This is a genomic window from Tatumella citrea (assembly GCF_002163585.1).
GTDB lineage: Bacteria > Pseudomonadota > Gammaproteobacteria > Enterobacterales > Enterobacteriaceae > Tatumella > Tatumella citrea.
Genome location: NZ_CP015579.1, coordinates 63865 through 80446 on the forward strand (window position 1 = coordinate 63865; position 16582 = coordinate 80446).

Annotated in this window: 17 protein-coding genes; 15 read left to right on the forward strand and 2 right to left on the reverse strand. The window is 48.7% G+C overall.

Translation table 11 applies throughout. From position 1 onward, the window contains the following. Positions 1 to 287 precede the first annotated feature (287 nt). Complete coding sequence (nudE, locus tag A7K98_RS00340) at positions 288 to 848, forward strand: ADP compounds hydrolase NudE (protein WP_087486789.1); 561 nt, start codon at positions 288 to 290, stop codon at positions 846 to 848. A gap of 60 nt (positions 849 to 908) precedes the next feature. Here the strand turns inward: nudE and mrcA are convergent, their stop codons facing one another. Then, entirely contained in the window at positions 909 to 3461 is a 2553-nt protein-coding gene (gene mrcA / locus A7K98_RS00345; protein WP_087486790.1) for a peptidoglycan glycosyltransferase/peptidoglycan DD-transpeptidase MrcA, read from the reverse strand. A gap of 119 nt (positions 3462 to 3580) precedes the next feature. Between mrcA and A7K98_RS00350 the strand changes: the two genes are divergently transcribed. From A7K98_RS00350 to trpS, 12 genes are all read left to right on the forward strand, one after another. Then, positions 3581 to 4411 carry a type IV pilus biogenesis protein PilM gene (locus A7K98_RS00350; RefSeq protein WP_087486791.1) on the forward strand — a complete coding sequence of 277 codons (831 nt, stop codon included), beginning with the start codon at positions 3581 to 3583 and terminating at the stop codon, positions 4409 to 4411. Further along, positions 4408 to 4971, forward strand: a complete 564-nt coding sequence (locus tag A7K98_RS00355; RefSeq protein ID WP_087486792.1) for a PilN domain-containing protein — start codon at positions 4408 to 4410, stop codon at positions 4969 to 4971. Before A7K98_RS00350 ends, A7K98_RS00355 begins: the two co-directional genes overlap by 4 nt. After that, the gene (locus A7K98_RS21215; protein WP_157665803.1) at positions 4964 to 5461 is read left to right on the forward strand and encodes a HofO family protein; all 498 of its coding nucleotides are present in this window, start codon (positions 4964 to 4966) and stop codon (positions 5459 to 5461) included. The genes A7K98_RS00355 and A7K98_RS21215 overlap by 8 nt, the downstream gene beginning before the upstream one ends. After that, the gene (locus tag A7K98_RS00365; RefSeq protein ID WP_157665805.1) at positions 5454 to 5801 is read left to right on the forward strand and encodes a HofP DNA utilization family protein; all 348 of its coding nucleotides are present in this window, start codon (positions 5454 to 5456) and stop codon (positions 5799 to 5801) included. The genes A7K98_RS21215 and A7K98_RS00365 overlap by 8 nt, the downstream gene beginning before the upstream one ends. Then, positions 5791 to 7074, forward strand: coding sequence for a type IV pilus secretin PilQ (pilQ, locus tag A7K98_RS00370; protein ID WP_087486795.1), 1284 nt, complete (start codon positions 5791 to 5793; stop codon positions 7072 to 7074). The genes A7K98_RS00365 and pilQ overlap by 11 nt, the downstream gene beginning before the upstream one ends. 359 nt (positions 7075 to 7433) lie before the next feature. After that, complete coding sequence (aroK, locus tag A7K98_RS00375) at positions 7434 to 7955, forward strand: shikimate kinase AroK (RefSeq protein ID WP_029685383.1); 522 nt, start codon at positions 7434 to 7436, stop codon at positions 7953 to 7955. A gap of 39 nt (positions 7956 to 7994) precedes the next feature. Beyond that, positions 7995 to 9083: a 3-dehydroquinate synthase gene (gene aroB, locus A7K98_RS00380; RefSeq protein ID WP_087486796.1), complete on the forward strand. Its 1089-nt coding sequence runs from the start codon at positions 7995 to 7997 to the stop codon at positions 9081 to 9083. A gap of 71 nt (positions 9084 to 9154) precedes the next feature. Beyond that, positions 9155 to 10330: an SPOR domain-containing protein gene (locus A7K98_RS00385; RefSeq protein ID WP_087486797.1), complete on the forward strand. Its 1176-nt coding sequence runs from the start codon at positions 9155 to 9157 to the stop codon at positions 10328 to 10330. A gap of 97 nt (positions 10331 to 10427) precedes the next feature. Continuing rightward, positions 10428 to 11240, forward strand: a complete 813-nt coding sequence (dam, locus tag A7K98_RS00390) for an adenine-specific DNA-methyltransferase (protein WP_087486798.1) — start codon at positions 10428 to 10430, stop codon at positions 11238 to 11240. A 63-nt stretch (positions 11241 to 11303) separates the two neighbouring features. Continuing rightward, positions 11304 to 11987: a ribulose-phosphate 3-epimerase gene (gene rpe, locus A7K98_RS00395; protein WP_087486799.1), complete on the forward strand. Its 684-nt coding sequence runs from the start codon at positions 11304 to 11306 to the stop codon at positions 11985 to 11987. Beyond that, complete coding sequence (locus A7K98_RS00400) at positions 11971 to 12648, forward strand: phosphoglycolate phosphatase (RefSeq protein WP_087486800.1); 678 nt, start codon at positions 11971 to 11973, stop codon at positions 12646 to 12648. Before rpe ends, A7K98_RS00400 begins: the two co-directional genes overlap by 17 nt. Before the next feature lie 18 nt (positions 12649 to 12666). Continuing rightward, complete coding sequence (gene trpS / locus A7K98_RS00405; RefSeq protein ID WP_087486801.1) at positions 12667 to 13674, forward strand: tryptophan--tRNA ligase; 1008 nt, start codon at positions 12667 to 12669, stop codon at positions 13672 to 13674. Between the two features lie 123 nt (positions 13675 to 13797). Here the strand turns inward: trpS and tsgA are convergent, their stop codons facing one another. Continuing rightward, on the reverse strand, positions 13798 to 14976 hold the full coding sequence (gene tsgA, locus A7K98_RS00410; RefSeq protein WP_087486802.1) for an MFS transporter TsgA: 1179 nt from the start codon (positions 14974 to 14976) through the stop codon (positions 13798 to 13800). A 260-nt stretch (positions 14977 to 15236) separates the two neighbouring features. Here tsgA and ppiA point away from each other — a divergent pair, with 260 nt between their 5' ends. Then, on the forward strand, positions 15237 to 15794 hold the full coding sequence (gene ppiA / locus A7K98_RS00415) for a peptidylprolyl isomerase A (protein ID WP_087486803.1): 558 nt from the start codon (positions 15237 to 15239) through the stop codon (positions 15792 to 15794). A gap of 146 nt (positions 15795 to 15940) precedes the next feature. Further along, on the forward strand, positions 15941 to 16522 hold the full coding sequence (locus tag A7K98_RS00420) for an anthranilate synthase component II (protein ID WP_087486804.1): 582 nt from the start codon (positions 15941 to 15943) through the stop codon (positions 16520 to 16522). The last annotated feature ends 60 nt before the right edge of the window (positions 16523 to 16582 follow it).

Sequence of the window (16582 nt, forward strand, 5' to 3'; positions counted from 1 at the left end):
GTCATCCATGCAACGGAAATGATTTCATTATCAGAGGGTCGTAAATTCCGGAATGTTTGATAAATACGCTATGCTCGAACCATTCTATGATGGACAGTATCTGCAGGGTATCGGTTTATTCTGATTGTACAGCAGACCTTTTCAGGTATAGCGGCGCAGAAAATAATGCCTGACCTGATGGCAGATGTGAAGAGTCACACTGAGATATTTGAGCTGGAAGGGGAAGCGTGGTTCAATAGCTTTCAACTACTAATGCGTTCATAACAACGCTCTTTTCGAGGTTATCAATGGGTCTCCTGAAAAAGCCGGAAATACTAAAAGTCAGTGAGGTTGCCCGTTCCCGACTGTTTACTATCCAGGAAGTATCCCTGGTATTCAGTAACGGAGAGCGGCGGATTTATGAACGAATGAAGCCCTCTTCGCGTGAGGCTGTGATGATCCTGGCGCTGGACGGTGATTCGGTATTGCTGATCGAAGAGTATGCCGTAGGTCTGGAAAGTTATGAGCTGGGTTTCCCGAAAGGACTGATTGATCCAGGAGAAACACCTCTGCAAGCCGCACAACGCGAGCTGAAAGAAGAGGCGGGTTATGGCGCCGGAAAAACAGAGTTACTGGCCAGCCTTACAATGGCCCCTTCTTATTTTTCCAGCCGGATGAACATTATCGTGGCCGAAGACCTCTATCCGGAAAAGCTGGAAGGGGATGAACCTGAACCTCTGGTTCTGCATCGGTGGCCGCTGAATGACCTGTTGTCTTTGCTGGAAAAAGAGCAGTTCAGCGAAGCACGCAATGTCAGCGCCTTATTTTTACTACGTGAATGGCTGATCAGGCAGGGAAGAACGGTCTGACAGTTTATCCGACAGATAAAAAAGCCGGCAATGCCGGCTTTTTTTGGTTCATTGTCAGACTCAGAACAGATCGTGACTCTGACCGTTATCCATGATCGTCGGACTGGAGTCATTCACCGAATATTCAGTAGGCTGAGTTCCGGTAATAAAGTATTCCTGGCGGCTGTTGCTGCCTCCTTTAGACAATTTCCCGGTACTGCGATCAATGGTAACAGTGGTGATCCCTTCCGGTGGAACCAGCGGGCGTAGCGGCACACCGTCCAGTGCTACTTTCATATAATCATCCCAGGCCGGTTGGGCGCTCTTCGCACCACCTTCATAGCCTGAAGCCTGATCTTTAATCGCACCAGACAATGTACTGCGTCCAAGATCGCGGCGGGCATCATCGAAGCCAATCCAGACCGAAGTTGCGATATCCGGGCCAAATCCGGAGAACCATGCATCTTTAGAATTATTGGTTGTCCCGGTTTTACCACCGATATCATTTCGCTTCAGGTCTCTGCCGGCCCGCCAGCCTGTACCCTGCCAGCCTGGTTCACCAAACACATTCGAATTCAGCGCACTTTTAATCAGGAAAGAAAGCTGTGTGCTGATCACATGAGGTGCATATTGCTGATCTGCAGCAGCCTGGTCCGGGGCCTGTTCAAGATCGGTTTGCGGCGGTGTGGTTGGTGCAGCTGATGACTGCCCTGGCTCGGCCACATTTTCAATACTTTCTTCATTGAGTGCCGCGGATTTTGGCGTATCCCCATAAATTACCGGGATATTACATTCCGGGCAGGCAATTTTGGGTTTTTCTTCGAAGGCTGTAGTTCCGTCAGCATTCTCTATCCGTTGGATAAACCACGGGTCGATCAGGAATCCGCCGTTGGTTAGGGTGGCATAGCCACGAACCATTTGCAGAGGGGTGAACGAGGCTGCACCTAACGCCAGAGATTCAGTGTGAACGATATTCTGGGCAGGGAAACCAAGACGCTGTAAGTACTGCACGGCGTAATCAACACCCATTGCCCTCATGGCTCTGACCATGACTACGTTTTTCGACAAACCAAGCCCTTCACGCAGACGGATGGGGCCATCATAAGTGTTTGGCGAGTTATGTGGCCGCCAGTCAGCCCCGGCACCGGCATCCCAACGTGAAATCGGGGCATCATTAAGCATCGTGGCCAGTGTCAGACCTTTATCCATAGCAGCGGTATACAGGAAAGGCTTGATGTTAGAACCGACCTGACGCAGTGCCTGGGTGGCACGGTTAAACATGCTCTGGCCGTAATCGAACCCACCGACCAGGGCAATAATCGCACCGGTTTTTGAGTTTAGTGATACCAGTGCTGAATTGACATCCGGTACCTGAGCCAGCATCCACTGACTGTCAGCCTGACGTACCCAGATAAGCTGACCCGGTTGAACTACCTGATCAACACTACGCGGGGTAGCACCTTGCAGGGTATCGGATTTAAAAGGTCTGGCCCAGCGAACTGCGTCCAGAGACAGCGACAGGGTCGTGCCTCCTTTCATAACTACGCTGGCTGAACCCGGAGTGGCAGACATCACGACTGCCGGATACAAAGGCCCATATACCGGCAAAGAATTCAGTTCATCATTGACCCTGGCGTTGTCCCAGGGTTGATCGGCTGGTTTCCATAACACTTTTTGCGGCCCGCGGTAGCCATGACGCATATCATAGTCGATGACATTTTTACGTACGGCATCCTGCGCTGCAGTCTGCAGTTTGCGGGTAATGGTGGTGTAGACTTTAAAACCATCAGTATAAGCATTATCACCGTAGCGTTTCACCATCTCCTGGCGAACCATCTCGGTAATATAAGGTGCAGTAAACGCAACTTCCGGGCCGTGGTAGCTGGCATCAATTTTTTCCTGACGCGCTTCATCATATTGCTGCTGTGTAATGTAGTTCTGATCCAGCATACGTGACAGGACGACATTACGGCGGGCTAATGCCCTGGCCGGGGAATAGAGCGGGTTGAAGGTCGATGGCGCTTTGGGTAAACCGGCGATCATTGCCATTTCGCTCAGTGTCAGCTGGTCAACATTTTTACCGAAGTACACCTGAGCTGCAGCACCAACACCATAAGCACGATAACCCAGATAGATCTTATTCAGATAAAGTTCGAGAATTTCATCTTTGCTGAGTAGTTGTTCAATACGGATGGCCAGGAAGGCTTCCCTGATTTTCCTCATCAGCGTTTTTTCTGGTGTCAGGAAAAAGTTACGTGCCAACTGCTGAGTAATCGTACTCGCGCCTTGCGTTGCATGGCCTGTCATCAGTGCGATACTGGCGGCACGGAAAATACCTACCGGGTCAACGCCATGGTGTTCATAAAAACGGCTGTCTTCGGTAGCAATGAAGGCCTTTACCATTTCCGGTGGGATCTGGTTGAGCTTAAGTGGCACACGGCGTTTTTCACCAAATTGTGCAATGAGTTCGCCGTCGGCGCTGTACACCTGCATAGGTGTTTGCAGGCGAACGTCTTTCAGCGTGTTTACGTCGGGTAATTGCGGTTCAATATACTTGTATAAGCCATAAACCGAGCCGAGTCCCAGCAATACGCAACACACTGCAAAAATGAATAAATACTTTAAGAACTTCACCTGAAATTTCCCGCTATAGGTCAACCGGACAGTTTATAAACAATCGGCGCGTAGTATAAATGCAAGAGGGATGCTTTGATACGTCATTTTACGGAACGGACACAACGGAGGTGTCGCCGATGTTCTTTTCTCACTGGAATATTGGGCTGGATATACAGCCCGATCAGGTTACTGCCCTGGCGATTCAACGGCAGCGGCGGGGCTGGAAAATCTGTCACCGGTGGCAGCATGCACTAAGCGTTGATCACAGTGTTGAAGCTAATCATCAGCCACAGGAAGAACTGATTCAGTTACTGAGCCAGTGGCAGAAACGATTGCCCGCGAATGTTTCATTGCGGGTAGGTTTACCACCCCATCTGGTATTACGGCGGAATCTGGCGGTTCCGTCAGCAGTGCTTCATGAGCCCCGGCTTGGCCATTATGTTCGTACGGCATCCGGTCAGTTGTTCCCGGAAGGCCATGGAACGCTGGCGATGGATTATCAATACAGCACTGATGATTCTCCACAGGTATCCGTCACAATGGTCAGCCAGTCGGTGCTCCAGCAATGGATAAGGCTTTTCCAGCGTGCCGGACTTCGTCCGGATGTTTTTGAACTCATGCCTGGCTGTCTGGCCGAAATTATGAAGTTACTGCCGCAGAACGAGGACAGAATTTTATTGCATGGCAGCGAGGCATTCTGGATGTGGTCCTGTTGCCGGGATGGTGTTATTAGCTATGGCTGGCAGTTTCGTCAGCAATCACCGGATGCTGGCGGATTGTGCCTGCAACAATGTCCCGAAGCCAGAGAGCGCTTTTTTTGCAGTACTCAACAACAGCCACTACCACCAGGTTTTCACTCTTTTCAGCCTTTTACTTTGTTATCTCACCGCAGTTCTTTGTCTGCGGATCATGAAAGCAGTTTCACTGTTGCTGCCGGGCTCGCTTTGCGTCAGGAGGACAGGCTATGACCCGGGTGAATTTATTGCCGTGGCGCGAAAAAATACTGCATCGCAGAAAGAGAGTCTGGCTGTCCGGAATCTTATTGCTATTACTGACTGTGATTGTCATTTCGACAGGCATCCGTCAATACCTTAAAGGATGTCGGATACGTTCAGATTTATGGGGCAGTCAGCAGCAGGCAGCGATTCAGGGAACTGTTCAACTGCTTGCTTTGCAGCAACAACTGAATCAACAGCTAATTGAATTGCAGAGGAAAAATAGCGCTTATCGGCGTCAGGAGAATGCTTTTTTACACTGGAGGATGTTTTTGTCACAGTTGCCGTCACTGATGCCCGATCCGGTATGGCTGCATTCTCTGAGTCAGCAACAAGGTAACCTGATACTTAAAGGGCAGGCAGATACGCTGGCGAGCTTATTTAGCTTCAGCAGCAGTCTCCGGGCTCAGCCATTTTTTACCCGCATTGATATTCAGGAACTTGGTGAGATTCCAACCGGGGAATATGGTTTTTCGTTGAAAGCAGCACTGGCGGAATTGATGCAGTTTTCAGAGGAGTATCATAATGAATGATCTCTGTTTATCTCTGTTATTCCGACCACCCCGCCAGCAGTGGATGGTTTTCAGTTTCCTGTCCGCCGTTACGATTCTGATTGCATATTTTATGGCGATTTTGCCTGAGTGGCAGCGCTATCAGCACAGTGAACAACAATACCTGCAGCAACGTATTGCCCTGACCAGGCAGCGGGAGCAGTTTGTTCAGTTGGCTGCTCCTGAAGAGCAACGCGCTTTATGTCAGTCTGCCAGTGAGGTCCAACGGGTTACGCCAGGAGATACTCTGGAACAATTACTTGCGGCCAGCCAGAGGAAAGTAAAACGTTGGCGTAATGGTATTCGGCCGGTTGAATTGCAACTGGAACTTCAGTGGCCTGATGTTTCTGAGTTTTTCCGGCAGATGGCACAGCTCAATCCGCCTTTGTTACCTGGCCGTTTCTCCCTTGAATACCAGTCAGAGTCAGAGGGAGGGTTACAGATGGCGATGTGGCTTAACCGCCATGAATAATTTCTGGTTAATCCTGTGCCTTTTCAGTAGCAGCGTATTGTGTAGCGAGCGTGACCCTTTTCGTCCTCTGGTTTCTGGTCAGTCATGCCGGGCCTCCGGGAATAATAATGAAGCACAGTGGAAACTTCAGGGGACCTTACTACAGCAGGACAAACAGGCAGCAAGGATGTTGCATCCACAACACGGACACTATTTATTGTTACCGGGTCAGTTTTTGCCGGGGACTTTGTGGCAGGTTGAGCAGATTGACCGGCGAAGGATCGTCCTTCGACATAGTAAAGAATGCCGGCCTGCCAAATGGACAATGACTCTGACGAAAGGATATCGTTATGAAGATTGATTTCCTGCTTTTTTACTTTCTGGCTAGTGTTGCTTCTGCTTCTGCTTCTGCTTCTGCTTCTGCTTCTGCTTCTGCTCCTAAAGTCCCGGTCAGTGGAAATACGATAACGCTTGATTTTGAAGCCACCCCGGTAGATCAGATTTTTTATCATCTGGCTGAGTTCCGGCAGGTCAACCTGGTGATTGCCCCTGATGTGAACAGAGAGATATCTGTAAGATTGCATCAGGTTGACTGGTTACAGGCCGTTTCTCTGGTGGCCGAAATAGCCGGTGTTCATGCCGAACTCAGGCAAAACATACTGCGCGTTTCTCCTTCGGTGCCGGAAAAACCAGCACCGGGAACGGCTGGTCAGCCAGAGAAAAGCCATGTTCCTTTGAAAACTCAGCGTTTTATTCTTCGTTACACCGACGTCAATGAGATCCGCTCTTTGTTGCAAAGCGACCGTGCCGGTTTGCTGACCCCTGACGGTCGGATTTCCCTGAACAGCAGAGCAAATATGTTAATTATCCGGGATACCGAATCAGCACTGGCAGATATCGCACAATGGATAAAAGTATTTGATGTGGCAATCCCTCAGGTTGAAATTACCGCCCATATTGTCACCATTAGCGAAGAGCAATTGAATGAACTGGGGGTTCACTGGGGGCTGACGGGCAGCACGCTGATTGATGATATTTTGTCTTCCCCGACATTGGGGATTCCTTTGCAGGTTGAATCCCCTTTTATTACCGCCGGAATGACGCTGACGCGGCTTAACGGGAAAATGCTGAACCTGGAATTAACAGCCCTTGAGCAGGAAAATCAGGTCGATATCATCGCCAGCCCACGGCTAATTACATCTCACGGTAATGCGGCCTCTATCAAACAAGGGACAGAAATTCCTTATGTGGTTTCGCAGGGCAAAGATGATGCGGCAACAGTCGAATTTAAAGAAGCAGTGCTGGGTATGAAAATTACTCCGGAAGTGCTGGGTGAAGGTAATTTGCGGCTCACTATTCGCATCAGCCAGAATGTGCCAGGTAAAGCATTGCAAAAAGGGAACAATGTTCCTTTGAGCATCGATAAACAGGAAATAGAGACCAAAGTGACGATTCAGGACGGGCAAACACTGGCGCTGGGGGGAATTTTCCAGCAACATCAAAGCTATCAGCAAAATAAAGTTCCCGGACTGGCGCAATTGCCGTTAGCCGGCCACTTATTCCGCCGTGATATGAGTCAACAAACCAGGCGGGAACTTGTGATATTTATCACTCCAAGGCTGATATTTCCCTGATTAAGGTAGCTATTCGCGCTCCGGACAGGGATCATCGTTGACGCAGCCCGTTATTTAGCATAAAAGATTAGCGATTTTGTAAACCCGGAGCAGCTGCCCGGGACCAGATAAAATATCAGGTTATGTCTGTAGCCTGCCGTATGTTTGTTGCAAAAATGAACAAAACACACGGTTAAATATCGCTCCGTGGGGAGAAAGCTTCACCGGAGATCATTTATTTGGTTGCCAAATGGCCCTGAGTGTTGAGATAATTTTTCGTCTGACTCTTATTAACGCTTATGAGGTCTCAGTGTCTGTCCCGCCTGTCAGCAAGGCTGAACGCGGGGTATCATCAACGAATTCTTAGTAATACCGATAAAATGGCAGAGAAACGAAATATCTTTCTGGTTGGGCCTATGGGTGCCGGCAAAAGCACTATTGGTCGTCAGTTAGCTCAGCAACTCAATATGGAATTTTATGATTCCGATCAGGAAATTGAGCGACGTACCGGAGCTGATGTTGGCTGGGTATTTGATGTAGAAGGCGAAGATGGTTTTCGTGATCGCGAAGAAAAAATCATCAATGAGCTGACGGAAAAACAGGGAATTGTCCTTGCGACGGGCGGTGGCTCAGTAAAATCACGGGAAACCCGCAATCGCCTTTCGGCGCGCGGCGTAGTGGTGTATCTGGAAACAACAATAGAAAAGCAGCTGGCACGCACCCAACGTGATAAACGTCGTCCGTTACTTCAGGTGGATTCTCCTCCGAGAGAAGTCCTGGAAGAACTGGCCGATGAGCGGAATCCTTTATATGAAGAAATCGCAGATGTGACCATCAGAACCGATGAGCAAAGTGCTAAAGTGGTTGCGAATCAGATTATTCATATGCTGGAAAGTAATTAATTTGTCTTAAGCAGACTCAGTCGCAGGGTATCGATCATTATGGAGCAGATCACGGTCTCACTGGAAGAACGTAGTTATCCGATCAGCATAGCTGCAGGTTTGTTTGATGATCCTGCCTCATACTGGCCACTTAGTGCCGGAGATCATGCGATGGTGGTGACCAATAATACATTGGCACCGCTTTACCTGAGTTCTGTCATCCAAAAGCTCTCGGCTGCAGGCGTTATTGTTGATCAGGTGACATTACCTGATGGTGAACAATATAAAACACTGGCCGTCCTTGAGCAGATTTTCACTGCATTACTCGAAAAACCGCACGGTCGTGATACCACCCTGATAGCCCTTGGTGGCGGAGTTATCGGTGATATGACCGGGTTTGCGGCTGCCTGCTATCAGCGTGGCGTTCGTTTTATTCAGATGCCGACGACTTTACTTTCACAGGTTGACTCCTCTGTTGGCGGGAAAACCGCGGTTAATCATCCTTTGGGCAAAAATATGATTGGGGCATTTTACCAGCCTGTATCAGTCATTATTGATACTGATTGCCTGAAAACTCTGCCTCCACGCGAGCTCGCGTCCGGACTGGCAGAAGTGATTAAATACGGTATCATTCTGGATAAGCAATTTTTTGTGTGGCTGGAACAGCACATGGAAGAATTAGTCGCCCTGGATGAAAAAGCACTCTCCTGGTGTATCCGTCGCTGCTGTGAAATTAAAGCAGATGTCGTAGCGGCGGATGAGCGTGAATCCGGGGTCAGAGCATTGCTGAACCTGGGACATACGTTTGGCCATGCTATTGAAGCTCATATGGGGTATGGCAACTGGCTGCACGGCGAAGCCGTTGCTGCGGGTATGGTGATGGCTGCCCGAACTGCAGAGCAGGTTAATGGTTTTAGCTCCGCAGATACCCAACGGATTATAGATTTGCTGGAGCGTGCCGGACTCCCGGTACAAGGGCCACGTGAAATGGCTGCTGAAGAGTACCTGCCGCACATGATGCGCGATAAAAAAGTGTTGGGTGGTGAGCTTCGTTTGGTTCTGCCACGCAGTATTGGTGAGTCAGAAGTGAGAAGTGGCGTTTCACATGATATTGTTTTAGCTGCAATCAACGATTGCCAGCCAAACTGAGAATATGGCATTCAGTGTTCTTGCACAGCAATGGACAGCGAGAGACAAACGGTTAAGTATGAGGTGGTTTAATGGATGAGTTTCAACCGGAAGATGAGTTAAAACCTGACGCCAGTGATCGTCCTACTGCGCGAAACCGTAAATCATCATCTCCAGGCCCCAAATTACCAATTTCTAAGCAACATATCATGGTTGCGGTAGGTATTCTGGTGCTGCTGCTGTTAATTCTGGGCATAGGATCTGCACTGAAAAGCCCTTCCGGAAGTGCTCCATCTTCGGCAGCAAATGCTCCCGCGGGTACCAGCAAAGACATTGATCTTTCAGGTTCAGCAGGGATGAGCGGCCAGCCAGCGACAGCTAACTCCCCGGCTTCTGCTCCTTCTACTCCGGAGACGACAACGCCTGCTCAGGACAATGCCGCTAACCCTGCAAATACTTCTGCCGGGCAGGATATTTCTATGCCAGCGATTTCCTCCACTCCTTCTCAGGGAAATCCGGCGGCACCGACAGCAGATCAGCAACGTGTTACTGTTTCAGGTGATATGAGCAGTGCACTGAATAATGCTCAAATCTCTGCGGCAGGTGATGCGTCGCAGACATCATTACCTACCGCTCCTGCAACCTTAGATCGCAGTGGTAAGCTTAAGCTGAACGCTCCATCTTCAGCCGGAACCACTGCTCCTGTTGCTCATACTCCTCCGGTTGTTCATCGTGCGCCACAACATAATGTCAGCCACACGAACGAACGTCAGGCAGTGGCAGCAGAACGTGAACGTGAAAGCCGCCGGATTGCAGAGCAACGCCGCGTTGAAGAGCAACGTCGGGTAGCTCAGCAGCGTAAAGCGGAACAACAAAAAGCAACTGAACACCGTGTGGCAGAAGTGCCTAAACCTGTTAGCCAGACAGCAAAACCTGTAAAACGTGAAGCTGCGGTGCCTTCTGTGAGTCATACTGAGAAGCCAGTGGCACATACTGCCAGTCAGTTGCCTGCCGGCGATTACACACTGCAACTGAGCGGTGCGACTCGTCAGGATGCTCTGAATACCTGGGCTAAACAGCAGAAGCTGAGCAGTTATCATGTGTATCAGACCGAGCGCAATGGTAAACCATGGTTCGTGCTGGTCAGCGGCTCTTACGCGACATCTGCTGAAGCTAAACGGGCTATCAGTACTCTGCCAGAAGCAGTACGTGCTCAGAACCCCTGGGTTAAACCTCTGAGTCAGGTCAGGAAAGAGGCTGCAAAGTGACATTCACCGGGGCTGCTAATGGCAGCCCCATTTATAAGCGCAGATCTGCTGTCGGTTTATCCACAGCCATTAATGAAAACATTTCTATTACGACAGCATGAAAAAACACCGCGCTTTTCTGAAGTGGGCAGGGGGTAAATATCACCTGCTTGATGACATTCGTCGATGCCTGCCCGAAGGGGATTGCTTAGTCGAACCTTTTGTCGGTGCAGGTTCAGTATTTCTGAACACCGATTATTCCCGTTACCTGTTGGCTGATATTAATAGCGATTTAATCAATCTGTACAATATTATCAAAACCAACAGTAGCTCGTTTATTGCAGATGCCCGTCGGCTGTTTACCGCAGAATCCAATGACTCTGACATCTATTACGCTTATCGTATAGAGTTTAATCAGAGCCATGATCCTTACCGGCGCGCACTGCTGTTCCTGTATTTAAACCGTCATGGTTATAACGGGCTTTGCCGTTACAATCTGCGCGGTGAATTTAATGTTCCTTTCGGGCGTTATCAGAAACCTTATTTTCCGGAAGCAGAACTGTTGTGGTTCGCTGAGCGATCACAGCAGGCGACATTTATTTGCCAGTCATACGCTGCTACGTTTAGCCAGGCGATGCCCGGGTCGGTGGTGTATTGTGATCCACCGTATGCGCCCTTATCGGCTACTGCTAACTTTACTGCCTACCATACCAACAGTTTTAGCCTGCATGAGCAGATACAGCTGGCCGGGCTTGCCGAAAAACTGGCAAGGGAATGTGCTGTCCCTGTGCTAATCTCTAACCATGATACGGAACTGACGCAGCAATGGTATAAAGAGGCCGTTCTGCATGTGGTGAAAGCCCGGCGATCTATCAGTCGTAATGTGAATGGCCGAACCAAAGTCAACGAAATACTGGCGCTTTATCGTTAAACTGACCCTAACCAGCGTCATTCTTCAGGTAATAAGCCTGAACAATGTTATCGGGAGAATCGGATGAAAGACTATTTGATAGCACCATCAATATTGTCGGCAGATTTTGCCAGACTTGGCGAAGATACCGCGAAAGCGCTTGCGGCAGGGGGAGATGTTGTTCATTTCGACGTAATGGATAACCATTATGTGCCTAATCTGACAATGGGGCCGATGGTTCTTAAAGCATTACGTGACTATGGCATCTCAGCTCCGATTGATGTTCATCTGATGGTTTCTCCGGTAGACAGCCTGATTCCCCAGTTTGCTAAGGCAGGCGCCAGCTATATCACATTCCACCCGGAAGCTACGTTGCATGTCGATCGTAGCCTGCAACTGATTAAAGAACATGGCTGTAAAGCTGGCCTGGTATTTAATCCGGCAACTCCTCTCAGTTACCTTGACTATGTGATGGACAAGGTTGATGTGGTGTTACTGATGTCAGTTAACCCTGGATTTGGTGGGCAGAGTTTTCTGCCATCCACGCTGAACAAATTACGTGAAGTCCGGAAGCGTATTGACCACAGTGGTTTCGATATTCGCCTCGAAGTTGATGGTGGAGTTAAGGTCGATAACATTGCGCAGATTGCTGCTGCAGGTGCTGATATGTTTGTGGCTGGCTCGGCTATCTTCGGCCATCCCGATTACAAAAAAGTCATCGATGATATGCGCCAGCAACTGGAGAGTGCTAATGGTTCATTTCACTGATATTCGTGCACTGGCATTTGACCTGGACGGTACACTGACTGACAGTGCTCCGGGGCTGGCAAAAGCGGTGGACATGGCGTTACAGCAGATGGGTTTGCCGGTTGCCGGTGTTGAACGAGTTTCAACCTGGATTGGCAACGGCGCTGATATCATGATGAAGCGCGCACTGGCTTATACATTACAACATGAACCATCGGCTGAAGATATCGCCCGGGCACGGGGCTTATTTGATGATTTTTACGCACAAACTGCCGAAGAGGGCAGTGCGTTGTTCCCCGGAGTCAGTCAGGCTCTGCACCAGTTGCATCAACAAAACGTTCCTATGGCGATAGTCACCAATAAACCAACACCATTTGTCGCGCCGTTACTGAAATCATTGGGTATCGACTCTCTGTTTTCGCTGGTGATTGGCGGCGATGATGTGGTGGTTAAAAAGCCCCATCCGGCGGCTATCTACCTGGTCCTGGGCAGGTTCGGACTGACTACCGATGAGTTGTTGTTTATTGGCGATTCGCGTAACGATATTCAGGCAGCAAAATCAGCAGGTGTACGTAGTGTCGGAATGACCTATGGATATAACTACGGTGAGCCTATTGCAGACAGCCAGCCGGATGCAGTGCTGGATACATTTGACCAACTTTTGCCCCTGCTTGGGCGGTAATGAATCAGGATAAAATTTATGAGTAAACCCATTGTTTTTAGTGGCGCGCAGCCCTCAGGTGAATTAACCATTGGTAATTACATGGGGGCACTTCGTCAATGGGTGCAGATGCAGGATGATTACCACTGCATTTACTGCATTGTTGACCAGCATGCCATTACTGTCCGTCAGGACCCGGTAGCTCTGCATAAAGCGACGCTCGATACACTTGCCCTCTATCTGGCCTGTGGGATTGACCCGGAAAAATCGACAATCTTCGTACAATCGCATGTTCCGGAACATGCTCAGCTTTCCTGGCTGCTTAACTGCTACACCTATTTTGGTGAACTGAGCCGCATGACCCAGTTCAAAGATAAATCTTCCCGCTACGCTGAGAATATCAATGCCGGCTTGTTTGATTATCCGGTATTGATGGCGGCAGATATTCTGTTATACCAGACTAATCAGGTCCCTGTCGGTGAAGACCAGAAGCAACATCTGGAACTTAGCCGTGATATTGCTCAGCGTTTTAATGCGCTGTATGGCGATATTTTCCGTATTCCGGAGCCATTTATTCCTAAATCGGGTGCCCGTGTGATGTCACTGCTGGAGCCGACAAAGAAAATGTCTAAATCAGATGACAATCGCAATAATGTCATCGGACTGCTTGAAGATCCTAAATCGGTAGTGAAAAAGATTAAACGTGCAGTGACTGATTCTGATGAGCCGCCTGTGATTCGTTATGACATTAAAGAGAAAGCTGGCGTATCTAACCTGCTGGATATCCTGTCCGGAGTCACCGGACAACCAGTAGCAGAACTGGAAAAAGAATTCAGCGATAAAATGTATGGTCACCTGAAAGGTGCAGTTGCTGACGCAGTTTCCGGCATGCTTATCGAACTGCAGCAGCGTTTTGAACAGTATCGTAATGACGAACAATTACTGAATCGTATTATGAAAGAAGGTGCAGAGAAGGCCAGCCTTCGTGCCCGTGAGACGCTGGATAAAGTTTATAAGGCGGTAGGGTTTGTCGCCCGTCCTCTGTAACATTCCCTGTCTACATTTGGTAATTTGTGAATCGAAAGACCTCCGGTATGGGGGTCTTTTTTATTGCCATCCCCATAAAAAACGCCGGCATGCCGGCGTTTTAGTGACTTCCCGTGAAGTCTGTCAGGCAGTGACTTTGTTATTCAGCTTATGCTTGCTGACAAAGCCCAACAGCACACTCAGAATGAACACCACTGCGTACAGGCCGTTAGCGGTAAACAGCGCTGCATGAGGGCCACTGTGGCTGACTATCGGGCTGGTGACCACAAATGTCAGCATGGTACCAATAGTCCCGCAGGTCAGAATGAAGTTTACCAGTTTTGGCGAAGCCACTCTGGTCTGCTGAGAACCAAGTGTAATGATGGTGGTGTAGATCGCGCTTGAGCTGAAGCCCAGAATCATAATGATAATATGCAGCATTGATACTGCCTGATTATGGGTAAACCAGAACATCAGCACCGTTGCCAGACCTGTAATCACTGCAAGGATTTTCTGCATATCAACAAAGCGCAGAATCACACTGAATACCCACATACCCACCATATAAGCCGTCCAGAAGTTACCCACCAGTTGCCCGGCTTCGGTAATCGGTACGCCAAGATTTTTGGTAGCATATTCTGGTACCCAGGAGATAAAACCTAACTGGCCGAGGATATAGCAGAGTGCGGCGAGAGCCAGCAAGTACACACCTGTTCCCCATTTTTCCTTTTCAGCGGATTTCATCTGACTGGATTTAGCCAGTACAGGGAATTCCACCATCAGTGTCAGGATAAAAATAGCCACATAGATTAGGCCGATACAGCAATAAACCCAGTACCAGGGCAGGCTTTTTGCCAGAATGACACCCGCGATGATCGGAAACAGTGTTCCTGCCATGCTGAAGAACGAGTCAGTGAACAGCAACCGTGAACCCCGTTGACGCCCTTCATACAGATGAGTAATCAGGAAAGTCCCAATCGACATAGTAATGCCGCTGACTATCCCCAGTACGAACATGCAAACGGAGAAGATGGCGAGACTCTGCCCGGTGACTAAACCGATAATCGCCAGAACCATCAGGATAAAGCCGAAGATGAGTTGGCGTTTTAACGGGATAATTTCCATCAGCCATGCATTCAGGAAGATTGCCGCCAGAATTCCGGTATTTAGAAAGGTAAATGTATTGCTCATGCTGGCAACGGGCACATGAAACGACTGAGCAATATTATCCATGACCATTCCGGTCACAATCACCAATGCACCGGTAAGCGCATAGGAGAAAAAACTGATCCAGGTCAGGCCAGTCAGGTTGGTCTTTGTCATTGTTTTACACCCTTATAGGAATAAAAGGCGGGAAGTACACCCAGGGATTGTAGAGTGAATCGTGATCTTTATAAATAACCAATGAAATATCATGGTTTTATTTCATATGAAACATGATTCTATTCACATAATTACGATGTGTCATTGATCTTTTCCTGCGATATCGGAGTTTTCCCGCCGGTAAATCTCTGGTTCTTAACCCGTGAACTCTCTACAATTGAGCGCATTTTCCGTAGTGTGAATTCAATCAGGGAGTATTTATGTTGAAACGTACTTTAGCGGCAGCTGTGGCATTGCTTGCGCTTTCCTCTGCTGCGGCAGTAGCTGATACCCATGTGCTGTTAACCACTTCAGCTGGCAACATTGAGCTGGAACTGAATGATCAAAAAGCACCGATCACCGTCAAAAACTTCGTCAACTATGTTAACAGCGGCTTTTATAACAACACGGTGTTTCACCGGGTGATTCCGGGCTTTATGATCCAGGGCGGTGGCTTCACTGCGGATATGAAAGAGAAATCAGCGGGTGCTCCGATAAAAAATGAAGCAGATAACGGATTACGTAACCTGAGAGGAACTATCTCTATGGCACGTACCGCAGATCCTGACAGTGCGACCAGCCAGTTCTTTATCAATGTTTCCGACAATGCCTTCCTGGACCACGGTCAGCGTGATTTTGGATATGCGGTGTTTGGCAAAGTGATCAAAGGTATGGATGTTGCAGACAGCATTTCACAGGTTGCCACCTCAAACGTTGGTCCTTACCAGAACGTTCCGTCAAAACCAGTGACGATTATTTCTGCGAAAATCTTACCCTGAATTGCCATCAGCCAGTGAGATTAGCGGTTAATCTCACTGGTTCTCTGCATTAAGAAATAATGACCTGCCCCTGAATCAAAAAATGCCGGAAAAAGATCACAAGCCCGGTGAGACTCTGGGTGATTCACGGTCAGGAAAGGCCAGCCATGTTACTTCTTATCGACAACTATGATTCATTCACCTGGAACCTCTGTCAGTATTTTAGTATGGCGGGGGTAACCGTACGGGTGGAGCGTAACGACGCAATAACACTTGCTGATATTGAGGCGCTACCAGTGACTCATCTGGTGATATCTCCCGGGCCCTGTACGCCTGAGCAGGCGGGTATCTCGGTGGCTGCAATACGTCACTTTGCCGGAAAAATTCCTATTCTAGGCGTCTGCCTGGGGCATCAGGCCATTGCGATGGCGTTTGGTGGCCATGTTGTTCGTGCCCGACAGCCTATGCATGGTAAAACCTCAGTGATTCGTCATGATGGTCGTGGAGTGTTCAGACAACTAAATAATCCACTGACTGTCACCCGCTATCACTCATTGGTTGCGGAGGCAGAAACATTGCCGGATTGCCTGGAGATCACTGCCTGGAGCGAAAACAATCATCAGTTTGATGAAATCATGGGAATCAGGCACAAAACTTTGCCAGTTGAAGGAGTTCAGTTCCATCCTGAAAGCATCATGAGTGAACAGGGTGTAGAATTATTGAAAAACTTCGTTAATCAGGCTGGTTAATGTTTGCCTTTGTTTGATTTTTTATGCATATTTTTTGACTGGTTATTTAATTTAACAGAC